Origin of the sequence: Enterobacter sp. kpr-6 (assembly GCF_900116015.1) — a bacterium.
Taxonomy (GTDB): domain Bacteria; phylum Pseudomonadota; class Gammaproteobacteria; order Enterobacterales; family Enterobacteriaceae; genus Enterobacter_D.
Window position 1 is genome coordinate 187460 of the sequence record NZ_FOYH01000002.1, and the last position, 24786, is coordinate 212245.

The 24786-nt window shown below is 55.3% G+C and carries 21 protein-coding genes; 1 reads left to right on the forward strand and 20 read right to left on the reverse strand.

Annotated elements, in window-relative coordinates; translation table 11 throughout:
- Positions 1–111 precede the first annotated feature (111 nt).
- The 17 genes from BM373_RS05670 to BM373_RS05750 all read right to left on the reverse strand — a co-directional run bounded on the left by BM373_RS05670 (position 112) and on the right by BM373_RS05750 (position 18841).
- Positions 112–1590, reverse strand: coding sequence for an MOP flippase family protein (locus BM373_RS05670; protein ID WP_090460370.1), 1479 nt, complete (start codon positions 1588–1590; stop codon positions 112–114).
- Between the two features lie 11 nt (positions 1591–1601).
- Positions 1602–2996 carry an undecaprenyl-phosphate glucose phosphotransferase gene (wcaJ, locus tag BM373_RS05675; RefSeq protein ID WP_090460372.1) on the reverse strand — a complete coding sequence of 465 codons (1395 nt, stop codon included), beginning with the start codon at positions 2994–2996 and terminating at the stop codon, positions 1602–1604.
- 81 nt (positions 2997–3077) lie between these two features.
- Complete coding sequence (cpsG, locus tag BM373_RS05680) at positions 3078–4448, reverse strand: colanic acid biosynthesis phosphomannomutase CpsG (protein WP_090460374.1); 1371 nt, start codon at positions 4446–4448, stop codon at positions 3078–3080.
- A gap of 99 nt (positions 4449–4547) precedes the next feature.
- Positions 4548–5984, reverse strand: a complete 1437-nt coding sequence (gene cpsB, locus BM373_RS05685; protein ID WP_090460376.1) for a mannose-1-phosphate guanyltransferase — start codon at positions 5982–5984, stop codon at positions 4548–4550.
- Positions 5985–5989: 5 nt separating this feature from the next.
- Entirely contained in the window at positions 5990–7213 is a 1224-nt protein-coding gene (gene wcaI, locus BM373_RS05690) for a colanic acid biosynthesis fucosyltransferase WcaI (RefSeq protein WP_090460379.1), read from the reverse strand.
- Positions 7210–7686 carry a GDP-mannose mannosyl hydrolase gene (locus BM373_RS05695; RefSeq protein WP_090460381.1) on the reverse strand — a complete coding sequence of 159 codons (477 nt, stop codon included), beginning with the start codon at positions 7684–7686 and terminating at the stop codon, positions 7210–7212. The genes wcaI and BM373_RS05695 overlap by 4 nt, the downstream gene beginning before the upstream one ends.
- Before the next feature lie 2 nt (positions 7687–7688).
- Positions 7689–8654 carry a GDP-L-fucose synthase gene (locus tag BM373_RS05700; protein WP_090460383.1) on the reverse strand — a complete coding sequence of 322 codons (966 nt, stop codon included), beginning with the start codon at positions 8652–8654 and terminating at the stop codon, positions 7689–7691.
- 2 nt (positions 8655–8656) lie between these two features.
- On the reverse strand, positions 8657–9778 hold the full coding sequence (gene gmd, locus BM373_RS05705) for a GDP-mannose 4,6-dehydratase (RefSeq protein WP_090460384.1): 1122 nt from the start codon (positions 9776–9778) through the stop codon (positions 8657–8659).
- 106 nt (positions 9779–9884) lie between these two features.
- Positions 9885–10445: a colanic acid biosynthesis acetyltransferase WcaF gene (gene wcaF / locus BM373_RS05710; protein WP_090460386.1), complete on the reverse strand. Its 561-nt coding sequence runs from the start codon at positions 10443–10445 to the stop codon at positions 9885–9887.
- A gap of 15 nt (positions 10446–10460) precedes the next feature.
- Entirely contained in the window at positions 10461–11207 is a 747-nt protein-coding gene (wcaE, locus tag BM373_RS05715) for a colanic acid biosynthesis glycosyltransferase WcaE (RefSeq protein ID WP_090460388.1), read from the reverse strand.
- 13 nt (positions 11208–11220) lie between these two features.
- Complete coding sequence (gene wcaD, locus BM373_RS05720; protein ID WP_090460390.1) at positions 11221–12441, reverse strand: colanic acid polymerase WcaD; 1221 nt, start codon at positions 12439–12441, stop codon at positions 11221–11223.
- Positions 12416–13633 (reverse strand): colanic acid biosynthesis glycosyltransferase WcaC, encoded by a 1218-nt coding sequence (wcaC, locus tag BM373_RS05725; protein WP_090460392.1) that lies wholly within the window; start codon positions 13631–13633, stop codon positions 12416–12418. Before wcaC ends, wcaD begins: the two co-directional genes overlap by 26 nt.
- Positions 13630–14121 (reverse strand): colanic acid biosynthesis acetyltransferase WcaB, encoded by a 492-nt coding sequence (gene wcaB, locus BM373_RS05730; protein WP_090460395.1) that lies wholly within the window; start codon positions 14119–14121, stop codon positions 13630–13632. Before wcaB ends, wcaC begins: the two co-directional genes overlap by 4 nt.
- Positions 14121–14966 (reverse strand): colanic acid biosynthesis glycosyltransferase WcaA, encoded by an 846-nt coding sequence (gene wcaA / locus BM373_RS05735; protein ID WP_090461071.1) that lies wholly within the window; start codon positions 14964–14966, stop codon positions 14121–14123. The genes wcaB and wcaA overlap by 1 nt, the downstream gene beginning before the upstream one ends.
- Before the next feature lie 120 nt (positions 14967–15086).
- On the reverse strand, positions 15087–17249 hold the full coding sequence (wzc, locus tag BM373_RS05740; protein WP_090460397.1) for a tyrosine-protein kinase Wzc: 2163 nt from the start codon (positions 17247–17249) through the stop codon (positions 15087–15089).
- A 2-nt stretch (positions 17250–17251) separates the two neighbouring features.
- The gene (gene wzb / locus BM373_RS05745; RefSeq protein WP_090460399.1) at positions 17252–17695 is read right to left on the reverse strand and encodes a low molecular weight protein-tyrosine-phosphatase Wzb; all 444 of its coding nucleotides are present in this window, start codon (positions 17693–17695) and stop codon (positions 17252–17254) included.
- A gap of 3 nt (positions 17696–17698) precedes the next feature.
- On the reverse strand, positions 17699–18841 hold the full coding sequence (locus BM373_RS05750; protein ID WP_090460401.1) for a polysaccharide export protein: 1143 nt from the start codon (positions 18839–18841) through the stop codon (positions 17699–17701).
- Between the two features lie 715 nt (positions 18842–19556).
- Between BM373_RS05750 and BM373_RS05755 the strand changes: the two genes are divergently transcribed.
- Entirely contained in the window at positions 19557–21140 is a 1584-nt protein-coding gene (locus BM373_RS05755; protein ID WP_090460403.1) for a TerC family protein, read from the forward strand.
- A 225-nt stretch (positions 21141–21365) separates the two neighbouring features.
- On the opposite strand, the gene asmA is transcribed toward BM373_RS05755, so the two are convergent.
- The 3 genes from asmA to udk form a co-directional block, all read right to left on the reverse strand.
- Entirely contained in the window at positions 21366–23222 is a 1857-nt protein-coding gene (gene asmA, locus BM373_RS05760; RefSeq protein ID WP_090460406.1) for an outer membrane assembly protein AsmA, read from the reverse strand.
- 25 nt (positions 23223–23247) lie between these two features.
- Positions 23248–23829, reverse strand: coding sequence for a dCTP deaminase (dcd, locus tag BM373_RS05765; protein ID WP_090460408.1), 582 nt, complete (start codon positions 23827–23829; stop codon positions 23248–23250).
- A gap of 101 nt (positions 23830–23930) precedes the next feature.
- Entirely contained in the window at positions 23931–24572 is a 642-nt protein-coding gene (gene udk, locus BM373_RS05770; RefSeq protein WP_090460410.1) for a uridine kinase, read from the reverse strand.
- Positions 24573–24786 lie beyond the last annotated feature (214 nt).

Sequence of the window (24786 nt, forward strand, 5' to 3'; positions counted from 1 at the left end):
AGAAAATCGTGCACCATATTGTCCCCTCTGCCTTAGGGTGAGGGAGAAAATCGTGCACCGTACTGTCCCCTCTCCCTCAGGGAGAGGGTTAGGGTGAGGGTGAGAGGTGATTTACCCCGCCCGCAGCAGCACTCTGACTCTTTCATTACGGCAAAACTGCCGCTTCAGCTCGACCACCAGCGCATTCCGCGACAGCACGATCATCACCGCGAACGCCAGCGCCCCGGCGAGCACTTGCGTAGCCAGCAGTGGCGCAAGCGTCAGATGCCCGGCCAGCGCCACGCCGAGGCCATAACTCACTACCAGCGTCGGCAGCGACAGATAAAACGGCAGCCACAGGCTCAGGATGTACTGCCGGTAGCTGGCCCCCAGCACCGGTTTAATCATCACGAAATAAGTCAGCACGGTGTTGATAATCTGCACCAGCAAAAAGCCGAGCGTCACGCCGAGCGCACCGCCCAGATGACCGCCCGCGATAATGGCCGGTACAAACAAAAACGTTTTAAAAACATTGAATTTAAAGCTGATATCCACGCGGGCTTTCGCCATCAGCAGCGACCCGACCGGGTTCCCCACCGCACGCAGCAGGCCCACAATGCACAGCAGTTGCAGGATCGGAATGATGCTGTTCCACTTCTCGCCAAACACCAGCGGCACAAAGTGATTCGCCACCACCATCAGGCCAAGCAAGATCGGGAAGTTAATAATCCCCACCACCGACAGCAGCTTGTAGAAATTAAGCCGCAGCTTCTCCATGTCGTCCTGAATTTTGGCGAACGCCGGGAACAGCACGCGGGTGATGATCGGGTTGAGCTTCATCGGCGGCACCACGGCGACGTTGTACGCCAGGTTATAGCCGCCCGCGACGCTGGCCCCGAGAATGCGCGCCAGTACAAGCGTAGAGAGGTTGGTATTGACGTAGTTGATGACGCTGTCGGCGGTGAGCCACGCGCCAAACCGCAGGTTAGAACTGACCGACGCCAGCGAAAAATGCAGTCCGGGACGGTAGATTTTGCGGCCAAAAAAGCCGAACAGCAGCGTGCGCACGGTGGTGTTGACCAGATAACCGAGGATCGCAGTTAACGCCAGCGGCCAGTACCAGGCGCTGATCACTGTAAAGCTAAATCCGGCCATCACTGACACCGTTTCAATCATGCCGATCTTGCGAAACTCCAGCTCCTTTTGCATCAGCGCGCGGAACTGCTGCCCGTGCGGGATCAGCACGAACGCCACCGACAGGGTTTTGATCAGCGATTCCAGATCCGGGTTATTCAGCGCATCGGCAATCAGGCCGCTTAACAGGAACATCGCCACGCAGACCACCAGCCCCAGCCCGACGTTCAGCCAGTACAGGGTGGTGAGTTCGAGGTGGCTGATCTCTTTACGCTGGATAATCGAGTTGGCGATACCGAAATCCGACAGCGTATCGGCCAGCGCGATGATCACCAGCGATACGGTCAGCAGGCCAAACTGGTGGTTGTCGATAATGCGGGCAAGCCAGGTCATCTGCACCAGCCCAAGGCCGATGATGATGAGCGTGGCCATGGCTGACCACTTTGCTCCGCTGATGGTTTTCTCTCTCAGGCTCATGATCTGCTCACTCAGTACGCTGCTTTATTCACAAAGCCTTTGAAGATGGTCAGAAAAACGATTTTGATATCAAACCAGAGGCTCCACTCGCGGATGTACTCCAGGTCGAACTCGATGCGTTTTTCCATTTTTTCCAGCGTATCCGTCTCGCCGCGCCAGCCGTTGATTTGTGCCCAGCCGGTAATGCCCGGCTTCACTTTGTGACGCAGCATGTAGCCCTGAATCAGCGTACGGTACTGCTCGTTATGCGCCACGGCATGCGGACGCGGCCCGACAATCGACATCCCGCCGGTTAGCACATTGATAAACTGCGGAAGTTCATCAAGCGATGTGCGGCGCAGGAAGTTGCCGACGCGGGTAACGCGCGGATCGTTTTGCGTCGCCTGTGTCACCACGGCGGCATTTTCCATCACTTTCATAGAACGGAATTTCCACACCATGATCGGCTTGCCGTCCATGCCGTAGCGCGTCTGGCGGAAAATCACCGGGCCTGGCGAGCTGATTTTGACCGCGGCGGCGATGCACAGCAGCACGGGCGAAATCAGCAGCAAAATCATCGACGACAGCACGATATCTTCCACCCGCTTCAGTACGCGGTTCATGCCGGAGAGCGGCGTGTCGTACAGCGGCACCACCGGCACCCCGTTCATCTCCTCAATGCGCGAATGCAGAATATTGAAGGTGAACACGTCCGGGATGAGGATCACCGAACAGGTGGTGTCTGCCAGTTCGCGCACCAGGCGTTTGATGCCCGACTCTTCGCTCATCGGCATGGCAATGTAGACGTTATGAATTTTGGCGGCTTTGGCGTCTTCCAGCAGTTGCTCGTAATTACCCGCCCAGTCAGCGGTCACACCGCCCGCTTTCGGATCGTGATAGACACCGACCACTTCAAACCCCAGCCACGGCTCATTGCGAAAGCTGTCCAGCAGCAGTTGCCCGACCGCCAGATCGCCCGCCACCGCCACCCGCCGGGTGTTGTACCCATGGTTGCGCAGCCAGCCCGCCATAAAACGGATTAACGTGCGGCTGACCACCAGCCCGACGCTGCTCAACACATACCAGGCGAAAAACACGGAAAAGGTGTTATCGAAATCGGCGTTAAAGGCCATCAGTCCGGCGCTGAAAATCAGGCTCAGCGTCCAGTTTTGCAGCAGCAGCACCAGTTCGGTGGAGATTTTCACCCCGCGCCAGGAGCGGTAAAAATCAGTCATCCCGCCGATCATCTGGAACACCACCAGCGTGATCAGGGCCATGAGGAGATGCAGATAGAAAAAAGGGAGCGCGTGGAGCTTACAGACAATCCATAGCCCACCGAACATGATGGTGATGTCTGAGAATCGCTGCACCATTGAGATTAACGATGCATTGGTCTTCGCCCGTTCGCGCTTTTTTAGATTTGTCATCGCTGTTCCTGTTTATTTTTTCCCCTCACCCTAACCCTCTCCCACAGGGAGAGGGCCGGGGTGAGGGGTCACCGCCCTCAATTACTGATTCAACAGCGCCAGAATGGCCTCGGTTCGCGCTTCCATCAGCGCCACATCGCGGCGCGATTCCACATTCAGCCGCACAACCGGCTCGGTATTGGATGAACGCAAATTAAAGCGCCAGTCCGTAAACGCCATGCTGATTCCATCCGTGCGGTCGATCTCCAGTGCGTCCGGCGCAAAGTGCTGCTCGACGCGGGCAATAGCCGTTACCGGATCGGCCAGTTTGCGGTTAATCTCGCCGCTCGCCGGAAATGCCGACATGCGATCGCGGACCAGTTCACTGAGCGACTGTTTTTTCAGGCACAGCAGTTCCGTCACCAGCAGCCAGGGGATCATCCCGCTGTCGCAGTAGGCAAAATCACGGAAATAGTGGTGCGCGCTCATCTCGCCACCGTAGATGGCGTCTTCCTCGCGCATCCGTTCTTTAATGAACGCGTGACCGGTTTTCGACATCACCGGCTCGCCACCGGCTGCCGTGACCACATCAACGGTGTTCCAGGAGAGGCGCGGATCGTGAATGATTTTCGCGCCGGGGTGTTTCTCCAGGAACGCTTCTGCCAGCAGGCCGACGATGTAATAGCCTTCAATAAACTGACCGTCGCCATCAAACAGGAAGCAGCGGTCGAAATCACCGTCAAACGCGATGCCCATATCCGCGCCGTGCTCAATCACCGCGTTGCGGGTATCGGCGCGGCACTCAGGCAGCAGCGGGTTAGGAATGCCGTTCGGGAAGTTGCCGTCCGGGGTGTTGTGCACTTTGATAAAAGTCACCGGCACGCCGCGGGCTTTAAAGCGCGCTTCGATGGCATCCACCACCGGACCAGCCGCGCCGTTACCGGAGTTAATCACCAGTTTCAGCGGCGTGAGGTTATTAAGATCGATGTAGCCAAGCAGGTGATCGATATAGGCGTCACGCAGATCGATTTTTTTGTACGTGCCGCGCGCAGCCTCATTGACCGGCGGGAAGTCGTTGGCTTCGGCAAGGCGCTGCACATCGCGCAGGCCGGTGTCGCCGCTGATTGGCCGTGCGCCTTTGCGCACCAGCTTCATGCCGTTGTAGTCCATCGGGTTATGGCTGGCGGTGACTTCGATGCCGCCATCAACGCCCAAATGGAAAGTGGCAAAATAAATCTCTTCAGTGCCGGACAGCCCAATGTCCAGCACGTCCACGCCCGCGTCCTGCAACCCTTTTGCCAGCGCCAGTTTAAGCTGCTCACTGGTCAGGCGCACATCACCGCCGAGCACAATGGTCTGCGGCTTCAGGTATTCGCCATACGCACGACCGATGCGCCAGGCGATGTCTTCATTAAGCTCTTCGCCGAGTTTGCCGCGAATATCGTAGGCTTTAAAACAGGTTAATTTTTCCATAATGACCTCGTTTTCAGGCAATGCTCAACCTGGGCCTGATAACAGGCCAATTCAGTTTTCATTTTTATTGCCCGGTAATGCTGCGCTTACCGGCAAAAATCAGACTCGCCCGTAGCGATCCTCAAAACGCACAATGTCGTCTTCTTCGAGATAGGAGCCGGAGCGCACTTCAATTAAATCGAGCGGAATTTTCCCTGGGTTTTCCAGGCAGTGGGTCGCACCGAGCGGAATATAAATCGACTCGTTTTCGCCCAGCAGTTTGACTTCATCGTTGATGGTGACTTTCGCGGTGCCCGCCACGATCACCCAGTGCTCGGCGCGGTGATGATGCATCTGCACCGACAGCCCCTCGCCCGGCTTCACGGTGATGCGCTTCACCTGGTAGCGTTCGCCGGTATCGATAGAGTCATATTTCCCCCACGGACGGTAAACTTCCCGGTGGATATGGTGCTCATGGCGGCCATCGGATTTGATCTGCTCAACCACTTTTTTGACGTCCTGCACCGAATTGCGATCGGCGATCAGCACCGCGTCTTTGGTTTGCACCACCACCAGATCCTTTACCCCCACGGTGGTCACCAGCCCCGATTCCGCATAGACATAGCTGTTTTCGGTTTTATGGCTGATAACGTCGCCGTGATGGACGTTTCCCTCCGGCGTATGGGCGCTGATTTCCCACAGTGATGACCAGGAGCCGACATCGCTCCAGCCCGCGTCCATCGGCACCACCACCGCATCGGCGGTTTTTTCCATCACTGCGTAATCCACGGACTCTTCCGGGCATTCGAGGAACGCTTCTTCATCGACGCGGATAAAATCGAGATCCGGATCGACGGTCGCCATCGCCTTCTCGCAGGCCGCGAGGATATCCGGGCGGAACTTCGCCAGCTCCTCCAGATAGCGTCCGGCGCGGAACAGGAACATGCCGCTGTTCCAGTAATATTCCCCGCTGGCGACATAGGCCTGCGCGGTTTCCAGATCCGGTTTTTCAACGAACTGCGCCACGTCAAAGGCCACCGCATCCACTTCACCCGGGCTGACGTCGCCCCGGCGAATATAGCCGTAGCCGGTTTCCGGCAGATCCGGCACGATGCCAAAGGTCACCAGCTTGCCGCTTTCGGCAAACGGCATCGCCGCACGCACCGCGTCGCGGAAAGCTTCTTCATTTTGAATCACATGATCCGCCGCCAGCACCAGCATCAGCGGATCGGCATCCGGGCTGTTGCGTTTTGCCGCCAGCGCCGCCAGCGCAATGGCAGGCGCGGTATTGCGTCCGGCAGGTTCCAGAATGATGTTTTCCGTCAGCTTGTTGAGCTGACGCAGTTGTTCGGCAACGATAAAGCGGTGCTGTTCGTTGCAAATCACCACCGGGCTTTCGCACTCGACACCACTCAGACGGCACACCGTCGTTTGCAGCATCGTCAGTTCGCCCTTCAGGCATAAAAACTGTTTGGGATAGAGCACGCGGGACAGCGGCCACAGACGACTACCGGTACCCCCGGCCATCACCACCGGATAAAGTATGGATTTAGGCATTTTTTTTAATCCCGGATATCTGCAATAAACTGGCTTAACACGCTCTCTTTTTCGAGCGTGCGTTCGGCATATTCACGTGCCACCGTGTTGGTTTTGGGCATCACCATCGCCTGCTCGATGCCGGCGATCAGCGCATCGACCGATTCCGGTTCGACGCACACCGCGATCCCCGTATGGGCGTCGCAAAGCTGGCCAAGTTCGGTCGCGGCTTCTGCGGTGATCACCGCATTGCCGCCGACGGCCAGAATATTGGTAAGTTTTGACGGCAGCACCGCATCGGCGGCACCCCGTTTCTGGATCACCAGATGGCAATCGGCCATTTTCAGCAGCGCAGGCAGCGCGTCATAGGACTGCAACGGGTGGAAAACCACGTTGGTCAGGCCGCGCTCGCGGGCCAGATTTTCCAGCCGCGCCTTGCCACCGCCCTGACCGACAATCACAAACAGCCACGGCTTGTCGTGCAGTCTGGCAGCGGCGTCGATCACCGTTTCCAGGCCCTGCTTCTCACCGATGTTGCCGGAGTAAAGAATGATGTTTTTATCCTGCGGCAGCGCCAGTTGCTGACGAAGTGCCAGCGCATCTTCATCAGTAACGTCGCGAAAACGCGCCACTTCCGACCAGTTCGGGAAGAAAATGATCTTTTCCGCCGCCACGCCCTTTTCTTGTGCTTTGTTCATCATCGAGCGGGAGATGGTCGATACGTTATCGACGTTGTGCAGGCCGTTGCGCTCAAAGGCGCTGGCCAGGCGAGCGATTTTGCCGCCCTTGCCTTTGCCCGCCATTCCCAGACCGAGCATGGCGTCCACTTCATAATCCTGAATATGCAGCAGGGTGCGCGCGCCGGAGAGTCTGGCCAGCAGGCGCATCCCCGGTGTACAAAACAGCGTCGGCACCACGCCGATAATGCGATCCGGCTTCCAGCGGCGCTGCGCCATCAGCGGGAAAAAGCTGCTCAGCGCAAAGCTGCTCAGGTGGATCAGGCGCTTTAACGTTGAGGGTTGTTTCGGCACATAGAGCGGGCAGCGCCAGACGGTCGCCGCGCCCTCTTCCCGGCGGTAGCGCCAGGCAGAATAACGTTCACCCACTTTCCATTCCGGGTAGTAAGGCGGCGCGGTGATCACCCGCACGTCATGGCCCTCGCGGGCCATCCATTCCACCATTTCGCCGGTGTATTTGCCGATCCCGGTCAGCTCCGGCGAGTAGTTAATTCCGTATACCAGGATCTTCATAAGCCCGGTACCCCGGACTTATCCGCCGCAAAATAGGCACGGCTGTTGGCATGCACGTTGTCGCTGGCCAAAATCGCCTCAGGCGACTGCCAGCGCCACGCGCCGTGCTGTTCGGCGGGCAGCGTAAGCGTCGTTTCATCAATCTTCAGGCGAAAGCCGAGCACGATGTAGTGCGTGGAAAAATCCCGGCCTGAAAAGTTGTCGTCATAGAAGTGCTGCCAGACGCCGTAGAACTCCCCTGCCTCAATCGGTAAGGAAACACCCAGTTCGGCTTCGGTCAGACGCTCAAACGCGGCTGCCAGTGGCTCATCCTTTTGCACGCGCCCGCCGGGCACGAACCAGTAGCCCTGCGCCGGGCGGTTGGTGCGCTCACCGAGTAAAAACTCACCGCGCGAGTTCTCCACGATCAAATCGATGGAGATCAGCGGCGTGGCGCGTACCACCGTGGCGAAATCTTCCTGACTTAAAAACATGCTTACCCCCGGAACCGCTGCTGGTTTTCAAGGAACCACTGATAGGTGCTTGCCAGCCCAGCCTCAAGCGAGACCTCGTGATACCAGCCCAGTTGATGCAGACGCGTCACATCTAGCAGCTTGCGCGGCGTGCCGTCGGGTTTGCTGGCGTCAAACACCACGCGCCCTTTAAAGCCCGTCACCTGTGCCAGCGTCTGCGCCAGTTCGCGGATGGTGCAGTCCACCCCGGTGCCGACGTTAATGTGCGACAGCATCGGTTCGGTGTTTTCCGCCCACACCTCGCGATCCAGTTCCATCACATGAATGCTGGCCGCGGCCATATCATCCACGTGCAGGAACTCACGCATCGGCGTGCCGCTGCCCCACACCACCACGTCGGTGGCGTTTTGCTGTGCGGCTTCATGGAAGCGACGCAGCAGCGCCGGGATCACATGGGAATTGCTCGGGTGGAAGTTGTCGTTCGGCCCGTACAGATTGGTCGGCATCACCGAGCGATAATCGCGCCCGTACTGGCGGTTATAGGACTCGCACAGTTTGATCCCGGCAATTTTGGCAATGGCATACGGCTCGTTGGTGGCTTCGAGCGTGCCCTGTAACAGTTCGCTCTCCGCCATCGGTTGCTGGGCCATTTTCGGGTAGATGCAGGACGAGCCGAGAAACAGTAGCTTGTTCACGTTGTGCGTATGCGCGGCGTGAATGATGTTGCTCTCAATCATCAGGTTTTCGAAAATGAACTCCGCCGGATAGGTGTTGTTGGCGACAATGCCGCCCACCTTCGCTGCCGCCAGATAAACCTGATCGATCGACTGAGTGGCAAAAAACTCATCCACCGCGCGTGCATCCAGCAGATTAAGTTCATCGCGGGTGCGCAGAATCAGTTCAACGTCACCGCGCTGCTCAAGCTGGCGTACGATGGCCGATCCCACCATTCCGCGATGACCGGCGACAAAGATACGTTGTTTACTCATTCTCAGGACTCCAGCGCGATAGCCACATCGTACCCGTGCGCTTTCAGCAGGGAGTGTTTCTTCGCGGATTCCAGATCCTTGGCAACCATTTCAGACACCATTTCCTGGAGGGTGATTTCCGGTTTCCAGCCCAGTTTTTCGTGCGCTTTGCTCGGATCGCCAAGCAGGGTTTCCACTTCCGCCGGACGGAAGTAACGCGGGTCAACGGAGATGATCACATCGCCTGGTTTCACACCCGGTGCATCATGACCGGTCACGGATACCACGATGCCTTTTTCGTCAACGCCGGTGCCTTCAAAGCGCAGTTTGATGCCCAGTTGCGCCGCCGCCATTTCCACGAACTGACGCACGGAGTACTGCACGCCGGTGGCGATCACGAAGTCTTCCGGTTGTTCCTGTTGCAGCATCATCCACTGCATTTTCACGTAGTCTTTGGCATGGCCCCAGTCACGCAGGGAATCCATGTTGCCGAGGTACAGGCAGGATTCGAGGCCCTGAGCGATGTTGGCAATCGCACGGGTGATTTTACGGGTCACGAAGGTTTCACCGCGACGCGCGGATTCGTGGTTGAACAGGATGCCGTTGCAGGCATACATGCCGTAGGATTCGCGGTAGTTAACGGTGATCCAGTAGGCATACAGTTTGGCGACCGCATACGGCGAGCGCGGGTAGAACGGGGTGGTTTCTTTCTGCGGGATTTCCTGCACCAGACCGTACAGCTCAGAGGTGGAGGCCTGGTAGAAACGGGTTTTCTTCTCAAGACCGAGGAAGCGAATGGCTTCCAGCAGACGCAGGGTACCGATAGCATCCACGTCAGCGGTGTATTCCGGCGCTTCGAACGATACAGCAACGTGGCTCATCGCACCCAGGTTGTAGACTTCATCCGGCTGCACTTCCTGGAGGATGCGCGTCAGGTTGGAGGTATCGGTCAGATCGCCGTAGTGCAGGTGGAATTTCGGGTTGGTGGTGTGCGGATCCTGATAGATGTGATCCACGCGCTCGGTGTTAAACGAAGAGGCACGACGTTTGATGCCGTGAACTTCATAGCCTTTTTCCAGAAGGAGCTCAGCCAGATAAGAGCCATCCTGCCCTGTTACGCCGGTAATGAGTGCTACTTTAGTCATGTTGGTTTTCCTTTGTTCAGTAGGACGTTGTATTCGTTATTTCCCCTCACCCGGCCCTCTCCCCATGGGAGAGGGAGGATCGATCCCCTCTCCCTCAGGGAGAGGGTTAGGGTGAGGGTGAAAATTCTTCACTACGCTCCCGCACCACTTCTGCCGGATTCCCCCGGCAAATCACATTGCCCGGAAGCGATTTAAATACGCTGCTGCGCGCACCGACCACGGTGCCATCGCCAATCTGCACACCGGGGGCGACAAACACATCGGTCGCCAGCCAGCATTTCTCACCAATCACGATGGGCGTTGCGTTAATATCAAAATACGCGCTCTGATAATCGTGACTACCGGTGCATAAATAACAGTTTTGTGACACCACGGAATTTGCGCCGATAGCGATCTCACCGAGGGTATATAACACTGCGTCATCACCGACCCAGCTATAATCACCGAGGGTTAATTTCCACGGATAGGTAATTTTTACCGAGGGGCGGATAACCACGCCCTTTCCGACTTTCGCGCCAAACAGACGCAATAAAAAAGCCCGCCAGCGATACAATACCTGTGGTGACCAGGCAAATAAGGTTGCCTGTACCGCCCACCAGAGTTGAACTTTAATTGCGCTGGCACCCCGAAACCCCGCAGGCACGGAGAATCCTTGTAAATCTTGCATTGTTTTTCCTTATATTCAGGCTTTGTTATATAAGGCTTTTGTTTTACCGGTGGTGCGCTTACGCAGTAAATAAGATATTTCTGCCCAGAAGCCCGGCACGCGCAATATTTTGCGCTGGACGTTTTTGGCGTCGCGGCATAATTCCAGATTATTCGAGGTAGAGACACCACCCATGGAAAATTCCGAAACTAATCCTTTCAGACGTTTAAAGGAATATCCGGCCTTAAACATACGGGCGGTTAACGCATAATCAGATGAAACTTTATATTGCAAATCGTAAGGCCAGGATTTTAAACCGCTGACCGGGAAAAATATCGCCTGATGGCTGGCCGGTAAACTGTGGTAGATATACCAGCCGGGTTTCGCGCTGCGACGGCGTTTGGTACCGTCGCCAAAATCGAGTAATGCATCGCCAATATACATGGCGTCTTCATTGACATCTTTTAACTGGCGAACCACATCGGCGACGTCCGGGTGGAAAATATCACCGGAATTAAGGAACAAGGCGAAGCGGCCTTCAGCCATCGCAATCCCTTTGTTCATCGCGTCATAAATGCCTTTATCTTTCTCGCTAACAAAACGTAAGTTGTACTGCCCGTTGAGATTTTCGAGAAATTCTGCGGTGCCGTCATTTGAACCGCCGTCCACCACGATCCATTCAAAAGTGATGTCGTGGGCCTCCGCCAGATGCGCCAGGGACGCCTGCGTTTTCACCACGCCGTCATAATTGCGAAACGCGACGGTAATAACACTGAGAAGCATGGAAGCCACCTTTTCATGAATTCGTAATATTTAGCGCTTTGCGCAAAATAAAAGGACAGACGATTAAAAACGCATATTCCGGGCTAAAAATTGAACCGGTAAAAAACAGCGACACCGGGGTAAAAAGATAAAGTTGAACACGATAATTCCGATTATTGCCAAACGCGTTCATTGTCATTTTTACCACTTTAGCCATGTACCAAATCGTCAGTAACACTGCGAACCAGGAAAAATAAATGATTAGCAGATACAAGCCATTGTCTATTGTTTTCCCGACGTCCGCACCGTTAAAGATTCCGAATGATGCAACATATTCGTAAAGAGATCCAAAACGTACCAGGCCATCAACGTTGGTTAATGAATACCCCACCATCGCCAGCGGTCCGATAATGCGATAATAGGATGAAGATCCTTCCGTACCTAAATCACCGAGGCGTTCAGAAATATAGGGGAAAGCAAATACCACACCCACGATAAACGCCGCTAAAGAAATGATTGCCAGAGGCAGCTTTTTCTTAATCGCCTCTTTATTCAGATACTGAAATGCCCACTCCAGTAGATAGAACAGGATAAACGTCATTACACCGGAGAAGGACCCAGAAAGTATTATCCCTGCGAGAATCATAGCATCGGTCTTTGGGGTTTTGATACCAAACTGTTTGATGCTGAGCCAAATTGAGATTAATGCCAGAGCGAAGAAAGCCGGTTCGAAATACATCGCCGTGGTTCGCTTACCGCCAAACTTAATGAAATTCAGAACATAGCTGTTACTGTAAATCAGATATTTCGAAATATTCTCCATCAGGCTACTGCCGCCGGTGAGAATAATCTGCGCCATTTCCATTGCCGCCAGCGTGACGATAAAACCGACGACCAGATAAAAGAAGCGCAAAATCTTGCGGTAGTTATGCGGTGACACCCGCTTAAAGCGGATGCTCCACACCATGCCGATGATGATCACCAGGTAAATGAACAGCAGCGTCGAGGTGACATATTTCCCGGGGTTCAGCGACTGACCGAAAATGTAGTTAAAGAGGGTGAGCCCCGCACCGATGCCCAGTGCAATCATCAGCTTTTTGACGCTGATTTTTTCCACATACAGCAGCAGCAAGACCGGCAAAAAGGTCACGATAGTGATCGGAAAACTTTCGCCAAGCTGGGCAATTTTCACGTTAACCAGCAGGTAGATCAGCGGCAGCAGCAGATAGCTACAGATTCTGATAGAACGAGACATACTCCTCCAGCATCTGTTGTCCACTGTAGGCCTCGCGGCTGCGCGCGCGGAACGCGTCAAGCGTGGTGCCAAATACCGCCTGGGCGATCTCCGCTTTCGGGCGCTGCACCAGCGGGATCACCTCTTCTTCAGCAAAGGTTTTGCCGCCCGATTTTTGCAGCACTTCACGCGCCGCATCGCTGTGGGTGGCGATCACCGGCACGCCAATGGAGAGCGCTTCGCAGAGGATCAGCGGGTAGTTATCCACTCTGGAGCTGAACACCAGCGCATCCATTTCATTAAGCGCGCTCATCAGTTTGCGCTTGTCGGTTTCAAACCCGTGATTAATGACATTTGCCCCTTCGAACGGGGAAAACTTGCCGAACGTGTGCAGTTCGATCTTATCGCCGAGCGCCATCATCTCGCGCACCAGCCGCTGATTGGTTTTGCCGTCGTAGCGCAGATCGTGGGCGACAACGGCAATTTTCGGCGCGCCCTGGGTTTCACGTACCGGGGTGAGATCCGCCAGAATCGCCTCAGTCGCCACGTCGATGCCGTTATTAATAATCCGGCAGCGCCCTGCCCCGTACAGACTGTTGAAGGCGTCCGCCACGTGCTGGCTGGGGGAGATAAACTGGCAGCCGAGCGCCATCATGTCTCTGAACAGACGGCGTTTACCGCTGACGAGTTGATGGGCACGGTCGATTTTTACCGGCGGATAGTTGTTGAGCGTCGGGCATTTCTGACACTCAGTTTTCCAGCCTTCGCAGCCGTCGGTAAAGGCGCAGCGCCCGGTCACGCTCCAGTGATCGTGCAGGGTCCAGATAAAGGTCACGTCCGGCTTGTGGGCTTTGACTTTCTGGCAGAAGGCGACCACCTCCTCCAGATTCAGCCAGTAGCTGTGCAGCACGTGAAAATGCAGTACCACCGGGCCCGGCGTGCGGGTCACGGTGCGGTAAAGCGGGTTAAGATTGCCAAATACATCGCGGTTAAACAGGCGGAACAGCGCCAGGTTAGCGATTGAAGTCAGGCGCGGCGTCTGCTTGATCACCTGCGGAACGCGGTCGTGGCTGACGCTTTTTTTGCCGCCTTTGCCATAGCCATAGACAAAGCGCGAGGCCATGCCTTTTTGCAGCGCGCGCTGGTGTAAATCGAGGGCCACGCCTGCGGCTCCGCCTTCTGCCAGCCGCACGTTAAATTGTAAAATGTTCATTTAATCACCTTCACGCGCGCTTTCTCACCCACCACCAGCGCGTTGTCCGGCACGCTGTCGAGCACCACGCTGCCCGCGCCAACGGTGACGTTGTTGCCAATGGTGATATCACCGATGATCACCACGTTGGCACCCAGCTCCACGTTGTTGCCAATCACCGGACAGGCCAGGCTGTCAGCCCCGCGGTTGCCGATGGTCACGCCATGGCGAATAGTGAAATCGTCCCCGGCCACCACGTTTTTATTGATCACCACCGCGTAGCCGTGATGAATGGTGAACCGGCGTCCGATGGTCGCCGCCGCCTGAATTTCATAGCCAAACAGACATTCCGTCACGAAGCGGTAGAGCAGCAGAACGGGAGCGGCCCAGAGATTGTTAAGCACGTTTTTTTTGCGCCACACCGAGCAAAAATGGGCGATGCGGTAAGCCATCACCATGCAGCACGGACGCAGGCTCCAGTGATTAGCGCGAAAGTCGTCCAGTCGCATCATTTACCCCGTAACCCGTCTGCCAGACGCTTGCCGTTACGCACGGAAAGCAGGGTTAACAGCGTGCGCCAGGTCATGCGCTTATTGCGGATCTGGTAGAGCGTAAACAGCTGGTACTTCTTGCTTGCACGGTCGAATTTGTCTTTGTGCTTGCGATAAAAGTGGAAGTAGCCGGAGAATTTTTTCGGCGAAGCGGTGATCTGCATCTCGCCGTGATTGACGTGCAGGATCTGCGTGGCGTCGTCCACTTTCCACGGCTCGCCGTACTCCACGACCATGCGCAGGAAAATGTCGTAATCCTGAGCCGCCTTCAGCTCGGTATCAAACAGACTCTCTTTAAAGCGCCAGGCCCAGGTAAATACCTGATTGCCAATGATGTTGCGCTTATAAAAGAGTCGGCGGGAATACGGGGACTTCGGGTACAGCGGCAGACTGGCGGGCTGGGCGTAAACCTCCCCCTCGCAGACATAATCATTGGCGTATAAAAACGCGTGCGTCACCAACTGGTGCTTGTGCGCCAGAAATACCGACAGGCGGTTCGGCGTCCATTCGTCGTCATCGTCGATGCCGGTAATGTAGTGCCCCTTCGCCTGCAAAATCGCCTGATTGCGCACCGCACAAGCCCCGGAGTTGAAGGCGTTACGCGTATAGGTGACGCGCGGATCGCCCAGCGATTCGACAAACTGCGCAAGCTGTTCATAAGAGGAGGAACAGTCGTCGACGATGATCATCTCCCAGTGGGGATAATCCTGACGTAAGACGGATTTAATCGCCCGGATCGCTAACTGCTGACGATTCCAGGTCGGCATGTAAATTGAGATCAATGGGTTAGCTGTAGTTGTCATATCCATTCCCCGAATAAGTCTGTTTTAACCCTCACCCCGGCCCTCTCCCTGAGGGAGAGGGAGGTTTCGTCCCCTCTCCCTCAGGGAGAGGGTTAGGGTGAGGGTGAACATAAAAGCGCCCTACTTCGAATCCGACTTATATTCGTACTCGTAGTAGCCATAATCCTGATACCCGGTCGCGCGGCGGAAGATGGAGTTCAGGATCACCCCTTTCACCGTAATGCCGTTCTGCGCGAAGCGGTTGAGGCTGGTTTCGACCTCTTTCAGCGTGTTCACCGCGTAACGGGTCACCATCAGGGTGGTGCCCGCGTGGCGACCGACGACAGCCGCGTCGGTGACGGCGAGGATTGGCGGGGTATCGATCAGCACCAGGTCATACTGGCTGCTGGCCCACTCAATCAGTTGCGTGAAGCGTTCGCTCATTAACAGCTCTGACGGGTTCGGCGGCACCTGGCCGCGCGGTACAAGATCAAAGTGGGTAATGGAGGTCGGTTTGGCGCAGGCGGAAATGTCGCCGTTGCCCGCCAGCACGTCCGACAGACCGTTGATGTTGTCAGTGCCAAGCAGTTCATGGGTGTAGCCTTTACGCATATCGCAGTCGATCAGCAGCACGCGTTTGTTGGTCTGACTGACCACCGCCGCCAGGTTGGCGCAGACAAAGGTTTTACCGATGGACGGGCTTACCCCGGTCATCATCAGCACGTTATTGCTGGCCTGCATCATGGCGAAGTGCAGACTGGTGCGCAGACTACGGATGGCTTCAATCGCCAGATCGGTTGGGTTGCCGACCGCCAGCAACTGGCTCTGTTTATAACGCTTCGAACCTTTAACGGTTTTGGCGTTGTCGCGGGATTTTTGCCACTCGGAAAGCGGGATGCTGGCGTAGACGCTGATCCCCTGCTCTTCCAGAACCTGCGGGCTTTCGATGCCACGGTTAAACAGCGAGCGCAGCAGCACGCCGACAATCGACAGCATCAGGCCGAGAATAATGCTGCCCAGTACGATCAGCGCTTTCTTCGGCTTCAGCACGCCCGGCTGGGTGATGGCCGGATCGACAATCCGCACATCGCCAACGGTGCTGGCTTCGGTGATTTTCAGTTCCTGCTGTTTGTTCAGCAGCGCCATATAAACCTGCTGCCCGGACTCCACATCACGCGTCAGACGCACAATTTCCTGCTGCGTTTTCGGCATGGCGGTGACGCGCCCGTTCAGTTTCTCTTTCTCATCTTCCAGCGCTTTACGTTTTTCCAGCAACGTGCGGTAGGCCGGGTGCGCTTTGGTGTAGAGCTTGGAGATTTCCGCTTCTTTAAAGGTCAGCTCGTTAAGCTGGGCGTCGATGTTGACCATCGAATCGAGCACCGCTTTGGCTTCCAGCGGCAGATCCACCGAGTCTTTATCCTGACGGAACGCGTTGAGTTTGTTCTCAGCGATATCCAGATGGGAACGCACTTCCGGCAGTTGTTTCGCGAGGAACGCCAGGCTCTTGGCCGCTTCTTCCGATTTGCGCGCCACGTTCTGCTCAAGGTAGTTGCGCATAATGCTGTTCAGAATGACGCGGATCTGATCTTTGTCTTCGCCGGTAAAGGTCAGGCTTAATACGCCAGTGTCTTTGCCGTTTTCCGTCACCGTCAGATTGTTTTGCAATGAGTTAATCATGCCCAGCGACGAATATTTGGTGACGGTAAATTCCTGACCGGCGGAGGAAGCAATCGCATCGACCTGTAAGGTCACGCCGTCTTTATCCAGCAGCTTGCCGACTTCGCCTTTGGCGCTGAATCCGGCGTCGCTGGTCAGTTGATACTCTTTAGGCCCGAGCACGCGCAGGGTAAAGATCTGGTCGCCTGCGCCTTTCGGGATGGTAAAGGTGCTGACTTTTACCGTCTCATTCTGGCGGCCCATCAGCCGCTCCCAGCCCGCGCCAAACACCGGGAAGGTGTTCTTGCTGACCGCGATATCCAGGTCCAGCTCGTCCACGGTTTTGCCGAGCACCAGGCGCGATTTAAGCAACTGGATTTCTGCTTCCGAGGCAGGCGGTTTGTTCGAGAGCGCGCTGTTGAGGTTTTGCACCAGCGAGTTGCCGGTATCCTGCTCAATCTGTACCAGCGCGTCGGCGCTATAAATCGGCGTGGCAAACAGGGTGTAAATCACCGCCGCCACCGCGAAGACCGCCGTGATGCCGATGACCCACCAGCGCGCTTCGATCACCGTCCCGACAAGGCGGCCCAGATCAATTTCATCGCTACCCGTCTGAGGGGTCGAAGAATGGTGTATTTTGTCTGTCATTGTTATCCCTGCTGAACGTTCAAGGCCTGCGCCCACTGGCGGGCAGATCTGTCGAGTAAGCTGTAAACTGCCTCAAAGGCTTCAAGGCTTTTACGGTACGGATCGGGAATTTCGCGCTCCGCGTCCCAGTGACCGAACAGCATCACCTTGCCGCGCATCTCCGGTGCGATATCGCACAGAGAATCGATGTGGCGTTTTTCCATCACCAGAATCAGATCGTATTCACGGCACATCCGCGCCGAGATCTGCCGGGCGCTGTGGCCTTCCAGGGAAACATCATGTTTTGCTGCAACAGAAAGGGCATTCGCATCGGCCCCTTTTCCGACCAGCGCCCCCAGCCCTGCCGAGTCGACGGTCAGGTTGGGGTTATACGTCTTCAGTAACCGTTCAGCGGTGGGCGACCGGCAAATGTTGCCCACACAGACCACCAGGATTTTATTAAACATCGCTTATTCCCAGTTCCGTAAGTCGCTGGCCGTGTCGGTCATGTAGCGAACGCCACTGATGGTCGGCAACAACTGATTGATGAGACGGTTCCAGCGGGCAACCGGCGCGGTCGTGACGTACACCACGTCGTAAGGCTGGAGGCGGAATTCGGTCGCCATAACCAGCGAGGTCGCATCGGACATATCGAGCTGGTAGATGTTGGCAATTTTGCCGCCGCGTCCACCCTCGCCTTTCAGCGGACGGATCACGAAGATGCCGCTGGCGTTGGAGGTGTTCATATCCAGACCTTCTGCCTGGCCGAGCGCTTCGGTCAGCGTCATGCCGCTGAAGTCCATTTTGAGGGTGCTCTGTTTTTTCACTTCACCCATCACGAAGACTTTCAGGTCATCGTTACGCGGAACAAAGAGGATGTCGCCCGGATAAAGCAGGCGGTTCTGGCTCAGGTCGCCGTTTTGCATCAGCGCCTGCAAAGAAATGCGTTGTTCGCGGCCTTCGTGGGTTAAGACCACGTTGCGCCAGTCGGCGTTATCGGTTAACCCGCCCGCGGCGTTGATGGCGTCCAGCACCGTCAGCGGGACGTTGGTGATCGCCTGCTGGCCGGATTTATTCACCTGACCTGATACATAGGCTTTTTGCGAGCGGAACCCAGCGATATTAACGTCCACCTGCGGGTCAGCGATGTACTGCGCTAAGCGGCTGGTAATATCACTGCGGATCTCTCCCAGAGTTTTACCGACCACGTGGACTTTGCCGATATAGGGATAAAACATGCTGCCATCCGGCTGCACCCAGTTACCGGCTTCGCTGGAGCTGCGATACTGCCCGGCGGGGGTGGTCAGTTCCGGGTGATCCCAGACGGTGACGTTCAGAACATCACCGGGACCGACGCGGTACTGATAAGCGGCGATCTCCTGATCCAGTGACATATTCGGCTGTGCGACATTAGGACGGGGACGTAACTGTTCCACCAGTCGGGGAGTCAAAGGATAAACATTCACCATGCGGTCGAGATCAAAATCAGCATCTTGCTGCTTAATCACATCCTTTCCCATGGTTGACATATTGCTGCCGGGAAAAACCGTGCAACCACTCATCAAGGTCACAGACACCAATAATGGCATCAATTTCATTTTGGATTTCATCATTGATTATTTATCACTTTGGCAGAGTAATTATCCTGTGCGGCTTTAATAAGCATTAACTTTATTCCTGATTAGCATGCAGATAACTGCCGCCGAATATAACTGGCATCAGTCCTAAAAATGCTTATTTCAACGCAATTTTTTAACAGAATAACCGGGGCTCATTGACGCGTCTCCAGGCACGCTACCGCCCCTGGCTTCCAGATACCAATCCTCTGATAAAACAGATAGTTATAGATATTCTCTACAGATACAAATGTACTGATATAATAACGAACTATTCAGGCCGAACTGGCAGGAAAGACTATCATGACGTGGCAAAGCATAATTAATATTACACCCAGCAAATGCTTTGTTACGCCCGAGGAATTGTTGCAGCTAACCCTATACCAGGCAAGGTAACATCCTCCTGGTCTGCTATTTTTAAGATTAATATTAAGCGCAAATTTTCGGACTTTTAGGAATTACTTTAGGTTGACAAAGTATATATATAGCTTTACGAATGCGAAATATCCTAATTTGCGGGAGTATTCCAGATCGTTAATTAATCACAGTAATATTAAGGATAAGTCATTTTTATGTCATTTTCCGCGAAATAGATTATTCGGATAAATCGCAGGGGAATATTGCAATTGTGGTTTTTATTATCCATGATCTTCAGGTCATTTAACGAAAGGTACAACCCCCTAATGGAATGTAACGAAAGGTATAAACACTAATGGAATGGATTGCCGATCCGTCAATCTGGGCCGGATTGTTCACACTGATCGTGATCGAACTGGTGCTCGGCATTGATAACCTGGTCTTTATTGCCATCCTTGCAGAAAAACTTCCTCCTTCACAGCGTGACCGCGCGCGCGTGACGGGCCTGATTCTGGCAATGCTCATGCGCCTGCTGCTGCTGGCGTCAATCTCCTGGCTTGTGACGCTGACGAACCCACTGTTTACCGTGCGCGGTCTCAGTTTCAGCGCCCGCGATTTAATAATGCTGTTTGGCGGCCTCTTTTTACTGTTCAAAGCGACGGTTGAGTTAAACGAGCGGCTGGAGGGCAAAGACAGCGACAACCCCACGCAGCGCCGGGGGGCAAAATTTTGGGCTGTGGTGACACAAATTGTTATTCTGGACGCGGTTTTCTCTCTCGACTCGGTGATCACCGCCGTCGGGATGGTCGATCACCTCCCGGTGATGATGGCCGCGGTGATTATCGCCATTTCATTAATGCTGCTCGCCAGCAAAGCGTTAACCCGTTTCGTCAATAACCATCCCACTATCGTCATTCTCTGTCTCAGCTTCCTGCTGATGATTGGTTTTAGCCTGATCGCCGATGGCTTTGGATTCCATATACCGAAAGGCTACCTGTACGCCGCGATTGGTTTCTCGGTAATGATTGAAGCGCTCAATCAACTGGCGATCTTCAACCGCCGCCGCTTCCTGTTTGCCGATAACACTTTGCGTCAGCGCACTACGGAAGCGGTGATGCGCCTGCTTAGCGGGCGTAAAGAAGACGCCGAGCTGGATGTAGAAACTGCGTCAATGCTGGCGGATCACGACGACACGCAGATTTTTAATACTCAGGAAAGGCTGATGATTGAGCGGGTGCTGAACCTCAATCAGCGCACCGTAAGCAGCATCATGACCTCCCGCCACGATATCGAATACATCGACCTCACCGCCCCCGAGGAGGAGATCCGCGAGCTGCTGGATAAAAATCAGCATACGCGGGTGGTGGTCACCGGTGGTGACGGCGCGGAAGATCTGCTCGGCGTGGTGCATATTCTGGATCTGCTCCAGCAGGCGATGCGCGGCGAACCGCTGAATTTAGAGGTGCTGATCCGTCAGCCGCTGGTGTTCCCGGAAGGGCTGCCGCTGTTGCAGGCGCTGGAACAGTTCCGCAACGCCCGCACGCACTTTGCCTTTGTGGTGGATGAATTTGGTTCGGTTGAAGGGGTGGTGACGCTCAGCGACGTGATGGAAACTATCGCCGGGAATTTGCCGAATGAAGTGGAAGAGATCGATGCCCGTCATGATATCCAGAAAAACGCAGACGGAAGCTGGACGGCGAACGGTCATATGCCGCTGGAAGACCTGGTGCAGTACGTTCCATTGCCGCTTGATGATAAGCGCGAATACCACACCATTGCCGGGCTGCTGATGGAGCATTTGCAGCGCATCCCGCAGGTGGGTGAGGAAGTGCAGGTCGGGGATTTCCGGCTTAAAACGCTGCAGGTGGAAAGCCACCGGGTGCAGAAGGTGCAGATTGTGCCGCTGAGGGTTGAGGAAGAGATGAATTACGAGGTGTGATGGGGTGTGGGGGGAATACACCCTCACCCCGGCCCTCTCCCTGAGGGAGAGGGAGAAAAGCAAGTCCGTGCTCAGTCTGGACCCTCACCCCGGCCCTCTCCCTTAGGGAGAGGGGGAAAAGCAAGTCCGTGCTCAGTCTGGCCCCCTAAAGGCGAGTCAGCGCTCGATCTGTCCCCTCTCCCATGGGGAGAGGGTTAGGGTGAGGGGTCTTGCCCCCCGCCCCACTCAAAGCTTATCCAGCAGCTTCTTCACATCTTTATTGTACTTACTCTCTTTATTGCGGTCCGCCCAGTCGTTCAGGCGGCGTTTCGCTTCACTTTGCAGATGCTCGCGCAGCACCTGGTCCACTTGCAGATTGTAATTAAGCGTCTGCCATTTGCCGTAAACGTGCAGTGGAATCGGTGTATTTTTCAGGAACTCAATGAGCTTGCTGTCGCCCTCGCCCCAGCCGCTGACAACGCGGACGTTAAAGTGGGTGTCGCACAGTTCGTCGATCAGATCCAGCGTGCCTTTACCGTCGACGGCGAGCAGCGGCGACTGGCCTTCCATATCCTCAAGGGTGATTTTCCCGCGGTCGAGCGCCAGTTCGGTGTTAAACGCGTCGAGACGGGTGGCGTTGTCATAATTCTGCTGCACTTTCACGTCGTTGCTGCTGCGGGCAATCGCCTGCTGGATAAGCTGCTGGAAATTCAGCCCTTCCATGCGGGTGTCGGTCATTTCAACGTGCGCCTGACCCTGCCAGCTACGGCGGAAGGCGTCGGCGTCGATCTGATCGCCTGAGAAATCACCCGCCATCGACAGGTTGCCGGTAAGCGCAATAGGATAATCAAACGCCTTCAGAATGGTGCCGATTTCAACGTTGTCCAGCTTCGGCTGGAACTGGCTTTTGGGCTGATTGCCACGCACATCTAACTCACCGGGCAGCGAGATCTGCCCTTTGCCGAGCGTCCCCTGAAGGGTGGAGAGCGTAAGCAGCCCGGCCTGATTGGTTATCTGACTGCTGACGTTAGTAAAGTCCATGCCACGCCAGCGCACGCTTTTGGCGTTAAGCGCCACCTGAGCGGAAAAACCGCGCAGGCTGTCGTAGGCGGGATCGTCGCTGTCGCGGGCGATCACCGGACGCGGCAATGAAGGCTGGGCTTGCCCCTTTTGTACCGTCGTTCCGCTCGCCGCCAGGCTTTCAGGCGCGCTCAACAGATTTTCCAGATTGAGCTTGTCAAAATTCAGATCCAGCGCCCATTCGGGCTTATCGGCAAGCACAACGCTCCCCTGCCCGCTCATCACGCTGTCATTGGCGGTAATGTGCATGTCGCTGAAAGAGAGACGCTTTTGCGGCTCCTGCCAGCTGGCCTGCAACGTCGCCTGGCCGCTAATCCCCTGCGGCAACAAATCGCCGCCCTTAAGCTGCCAGTCAAACTGTTCGATTGCCGCGCTCAGATTGTGCGGATAATCGCTGGCATCCACGCGGGCTTTCATTGCGAGCGCCAGATCGCGCTGATTACGGTTGATACGCCCGGAAAACTCCACGGCCGCCTGGTAGGTGGGGTTTTGCTCCATATTCAGGCGAATATCCCGCACCGTCACCTGCTCTTCATCTTCATGCTGGAAGACCAGCACGCTGTCGGCGACCTGCAAATGGGAAATGGCAAACGACCAGCCCTTGTCCGTTTCGACATCCGGCAGCGGATTCTCGCCAGGGGCGACGGGGGCATCGGGACGGGAAGCGGCTTCCGATTGCGGGGTAAGCTGGATCACCGCGCCTTTTAACATCACCTGCTTCACATGCAGCTGATGGGAGAGCAACGGCCACAATTCGACGTCAAGGCGCATATTCGCGGCAGTGACCAGCGGGGTGGACGCGCCCGGCGCAGTCAACGACATCCGCCCGGAGAGAATGCTTAACTGCGGCCAGACGTGCCAGCGCAGCGGCTCGTCGAGTTTTAACTGATAACCACTGCGCGCCTCGACCTGCTGCACCATGTAGGCGCGAAAATCGTTAGGGTTGACCAGCAGTACCAACGCAGAAATGCCCGCGACAAGCACGACAAGCAGAATCATCAGCGTGGTTAACACTCTTCTCATGGCATCCTCAGCGAGCGGTTAAGACTCAATCTTTATCAATACGGCTGGCGACAGCGCCCTGCTGGTCGCGGTACTTCGCGTCCTGGCGGCTGTTATACGGACGGTCTGCCGGGCCGGAAAGCGGCTCAAAACTCAGCGCGCCGATAAGCATACCGGGGCGTAATGCCAGCGGCAGTTTGCCGGAGTTGTAGAATTCCAGCACGATGGCCCCTGACCAGCCCGGATCGATACGGTGCGCGGTTACGTGCACCATCAGTCCGAGGCGCGCCAGCGATGAGCGGCCATCCAGCCAGCCCACCAGATCGGCAGGCAGCGTGACAGATTCAAACGTGACCGCCAGCGCCAGTTCGCCCGGATGCAGGAAAAAGGCATCGCCTTCCGGCAGGACGATTTCATCACTCATGACGCGATCAAGGGCGGCGCTGACTTCGGCTTTTGGGCCGCTTAAATCAATAAAGGGTGCGGTGTGGCCGCTAAAAGTACGGAATTTATTGCCCAGACGGACATCCACTGTGGCACCGTTAATGCGTTCAACGGGAGGACGCGGGGTAATCGACAGGCGGCCTTCATCCAGCCAGGCTTCAATATCTCGGTCACACAGACGCATAGGTTTTCTCCTCAGTACAGCCTGACCCGGCGAACCCTCGCCGGGTGGCAGCAGATTATCTTTGAACGGTACACAATTCGGGGGATGAATACAAAACCCGGTTATTCAAAGAACTGGCTGATTTTTGCTTTCAGAATGTCGATCGCAATGCGGTTCTTACCGCCGCGAGGGACGATAATATCCGCGTACTGCTTGGAAGGTTCAATAAATTGCAGGAACATCGGACGAACGGTTTTCTGATACTGCGCCATAACGGAATCCATCGAGCGACCGCGCTCATTGACGTCGCGCTTAATACGGCGCATCAGGCAGATATCGAGCGGGGTATCCACAAAGATGGAGAAATTCATCGCATCGCGCAAGCGCGCATCGGTCAGCAGCAAGATCCCTTCAAGAATAATCACCTTCTTGGGTTCAATCAGAATCGTTTCCTGCGTGCGGGTGTGTTCAACGTAGCTATAGACCGGCAAATCAATGGGGGTGCCGCTTTTCAGCGTCTGGAGATGCTGAAAAAGCAGACTGTGATCCATCGCGCTCGGATGGTCATAGTTGGTTTTCACACGTTCTTCCATGGACAAGTGACTTTGATCTTTGTAATAACTGTCTTCCGGAATAACGCCGATGTGCTCATCACCGACCTGTTCGCGCAGTTCGCGGTAAAGCGTACTTGCGATAAGACTTTTACCTGAAGCCGATGCACCGGCAATGCCGATAATGACGCACTGATGGGACTTATCAGTCATAAATTTTGCGACCTGATTTAACCTGGATGTAAGGAAGGACGACGCCTGCGCGTCAAACGCGGCAATTATAGGGATTTCGCGGACGTGATACCAGTCGAATACGTCAAGGTTGCTTTTCCATGGCGAAATAGCGGTTTATGAACTTTACGCAAATTAAAATGCTTACTTTTAATCCGGCTTTCAGGGAAATAACGTTAAGTAAGTAATTAATATC

Bases quoted from the DNA above. Each gene is read 5' to 3' on its own strand.
- BM373_RS05670 (WP_090460370.1), bottom strand. From the start codon at position 1,590: ATGAGCCTGAGAGAGAAAACCATCAGCGGAGCAAAGTGGTCAGCCATG.
- wcaJ (WP_090460372.1), bottom strand. From the start codon at position 2,996: ATGACAAATCTAAAAAAGCGCGAACGGGCGAAGACCAATGCATCGTTA.
- cpsG (WP_090460374.1), bottom strand. From the start codon at position 4,448: ATGGAAAAATTAACCTGTTTTAAAGCCTACGATATTCGCGGCAAACTC.
- cpsB (WP_090460376.1), bottom strand. From the start codon at position 5,984: ATGCCTAAATCCATACTTTATCCGGTGGTGATGGCCGGGGGTACCGGT.
- wcaI (WP_090460379.1), bottom strand. From the start codon at position 7,213: ATGAAGATCCTGGTATACGGAATTAACTACTCGCCGGAGCTGACCGGG.
- BM373_RS05695 (WP_090460381.1), bottom strand. From the start codon at position 7,686: ATGTTTTTAAGTCAGGAAGATTTCGCCACGGTGGTACGCGCCACGCCG.
- BM373_RS05700 (WP_090460383.1), bottom strand. From the start codon at position 8,654: ATGAGTAAACAACGTATCTTTGTCGCCGGTCATCGCGGAATGGTGGGA.
- gmd (WP_090460384.1), bottom strand. From the start codon at position 9,778: ATGACTAAAGTAGCACTCATTACCGGCGTAACAGGGCAGGATGGCTCT.
- wcaF (WP_090460386.1), bottom strand. From the start codon at position 10,445: ATGCAAGATTTACAAGGATTCTCCGTGCCTGCGGGGTTTCGGGGTGCC.
- wcaE (WP_090460388.1), bottom strand. From the start codon at position 11,207: ATGCTTCTCAGTGTTATTACCGTCGCGTTTCGCAATTATGACGGCGTG.
- wcaD (WP_090460390.1), bottom strand. From the start codon at position 12,441: ATGTCTCGTTCTATCAGAATCTGTAGCTATCTGCTGCTGCCGCTGATC.
- wcaC (WP_090460392.1), bottom strand. From the start codon at position 13,633: ATGAACATTTTACAATTTAACGTGCGGCTGGCAGAAGGCGGAGCCGCA.
- wcaB (WP_090460395.1), bottom strand. From the start codon at position 14,121: ATGCGACTGGACGACTTTCGCGCTAATCACTGGAGCCTGCGTCCGTGC.
- wcaA (WP_090461071.1), bottom strand. From the start codon at position 14,966: ATGACAACTACAGCTAACCCATTGATCTCAATTTACATGCCGACCTGG.
- wzc (WP_090460397.1), bottom strand. From the start codon at position 17,249: ATGACAGACAAAATACACCATTCTTCGACCCCTCAGACGGGTAGCGAT.
- wzb (WP_090460399.1), bottom strand. From the start codon at position 17,695: ATGTTTAATAAAATCCTGGTGGTCTGTGTGGGCAACATTTGCCGGTCG.
- BM373_RS05750 (WP_090460401.1), bottom strand. From the start codon at position 18,841: ATGATGAAATCCAAAATGAAATTGATGCCATTATTGGTGTCTGTGACC.
- BM373_RS05755 (WP_090460403.1), top strand. From the start codon at position 19,557: ATGGAATGGATTGCCGATCCGTCAATCTGGGCCGGATTGTTCACACTG.
- asmA (WP_090460406.1), bottom strand. From the start codon at position 23,222: ATGAGAAGAGTGTTAACCACGCTGATGATTCTGCTTGTCGTGCTTGTC.
- dcd (WP_090460408.1), bottom strand. From the start codon at position 23,829: ATGCGTCTGTGTGACCGAGATATTGAAGCCTGGCTGGATGAAGGCCGC.
- udk (WP_090460410.1), bottom strand. From the start codon at position 24,572: ATGACTGATAAGTCCCATCAGTGCGTCATTATCGGCATTGCCGGTGCA.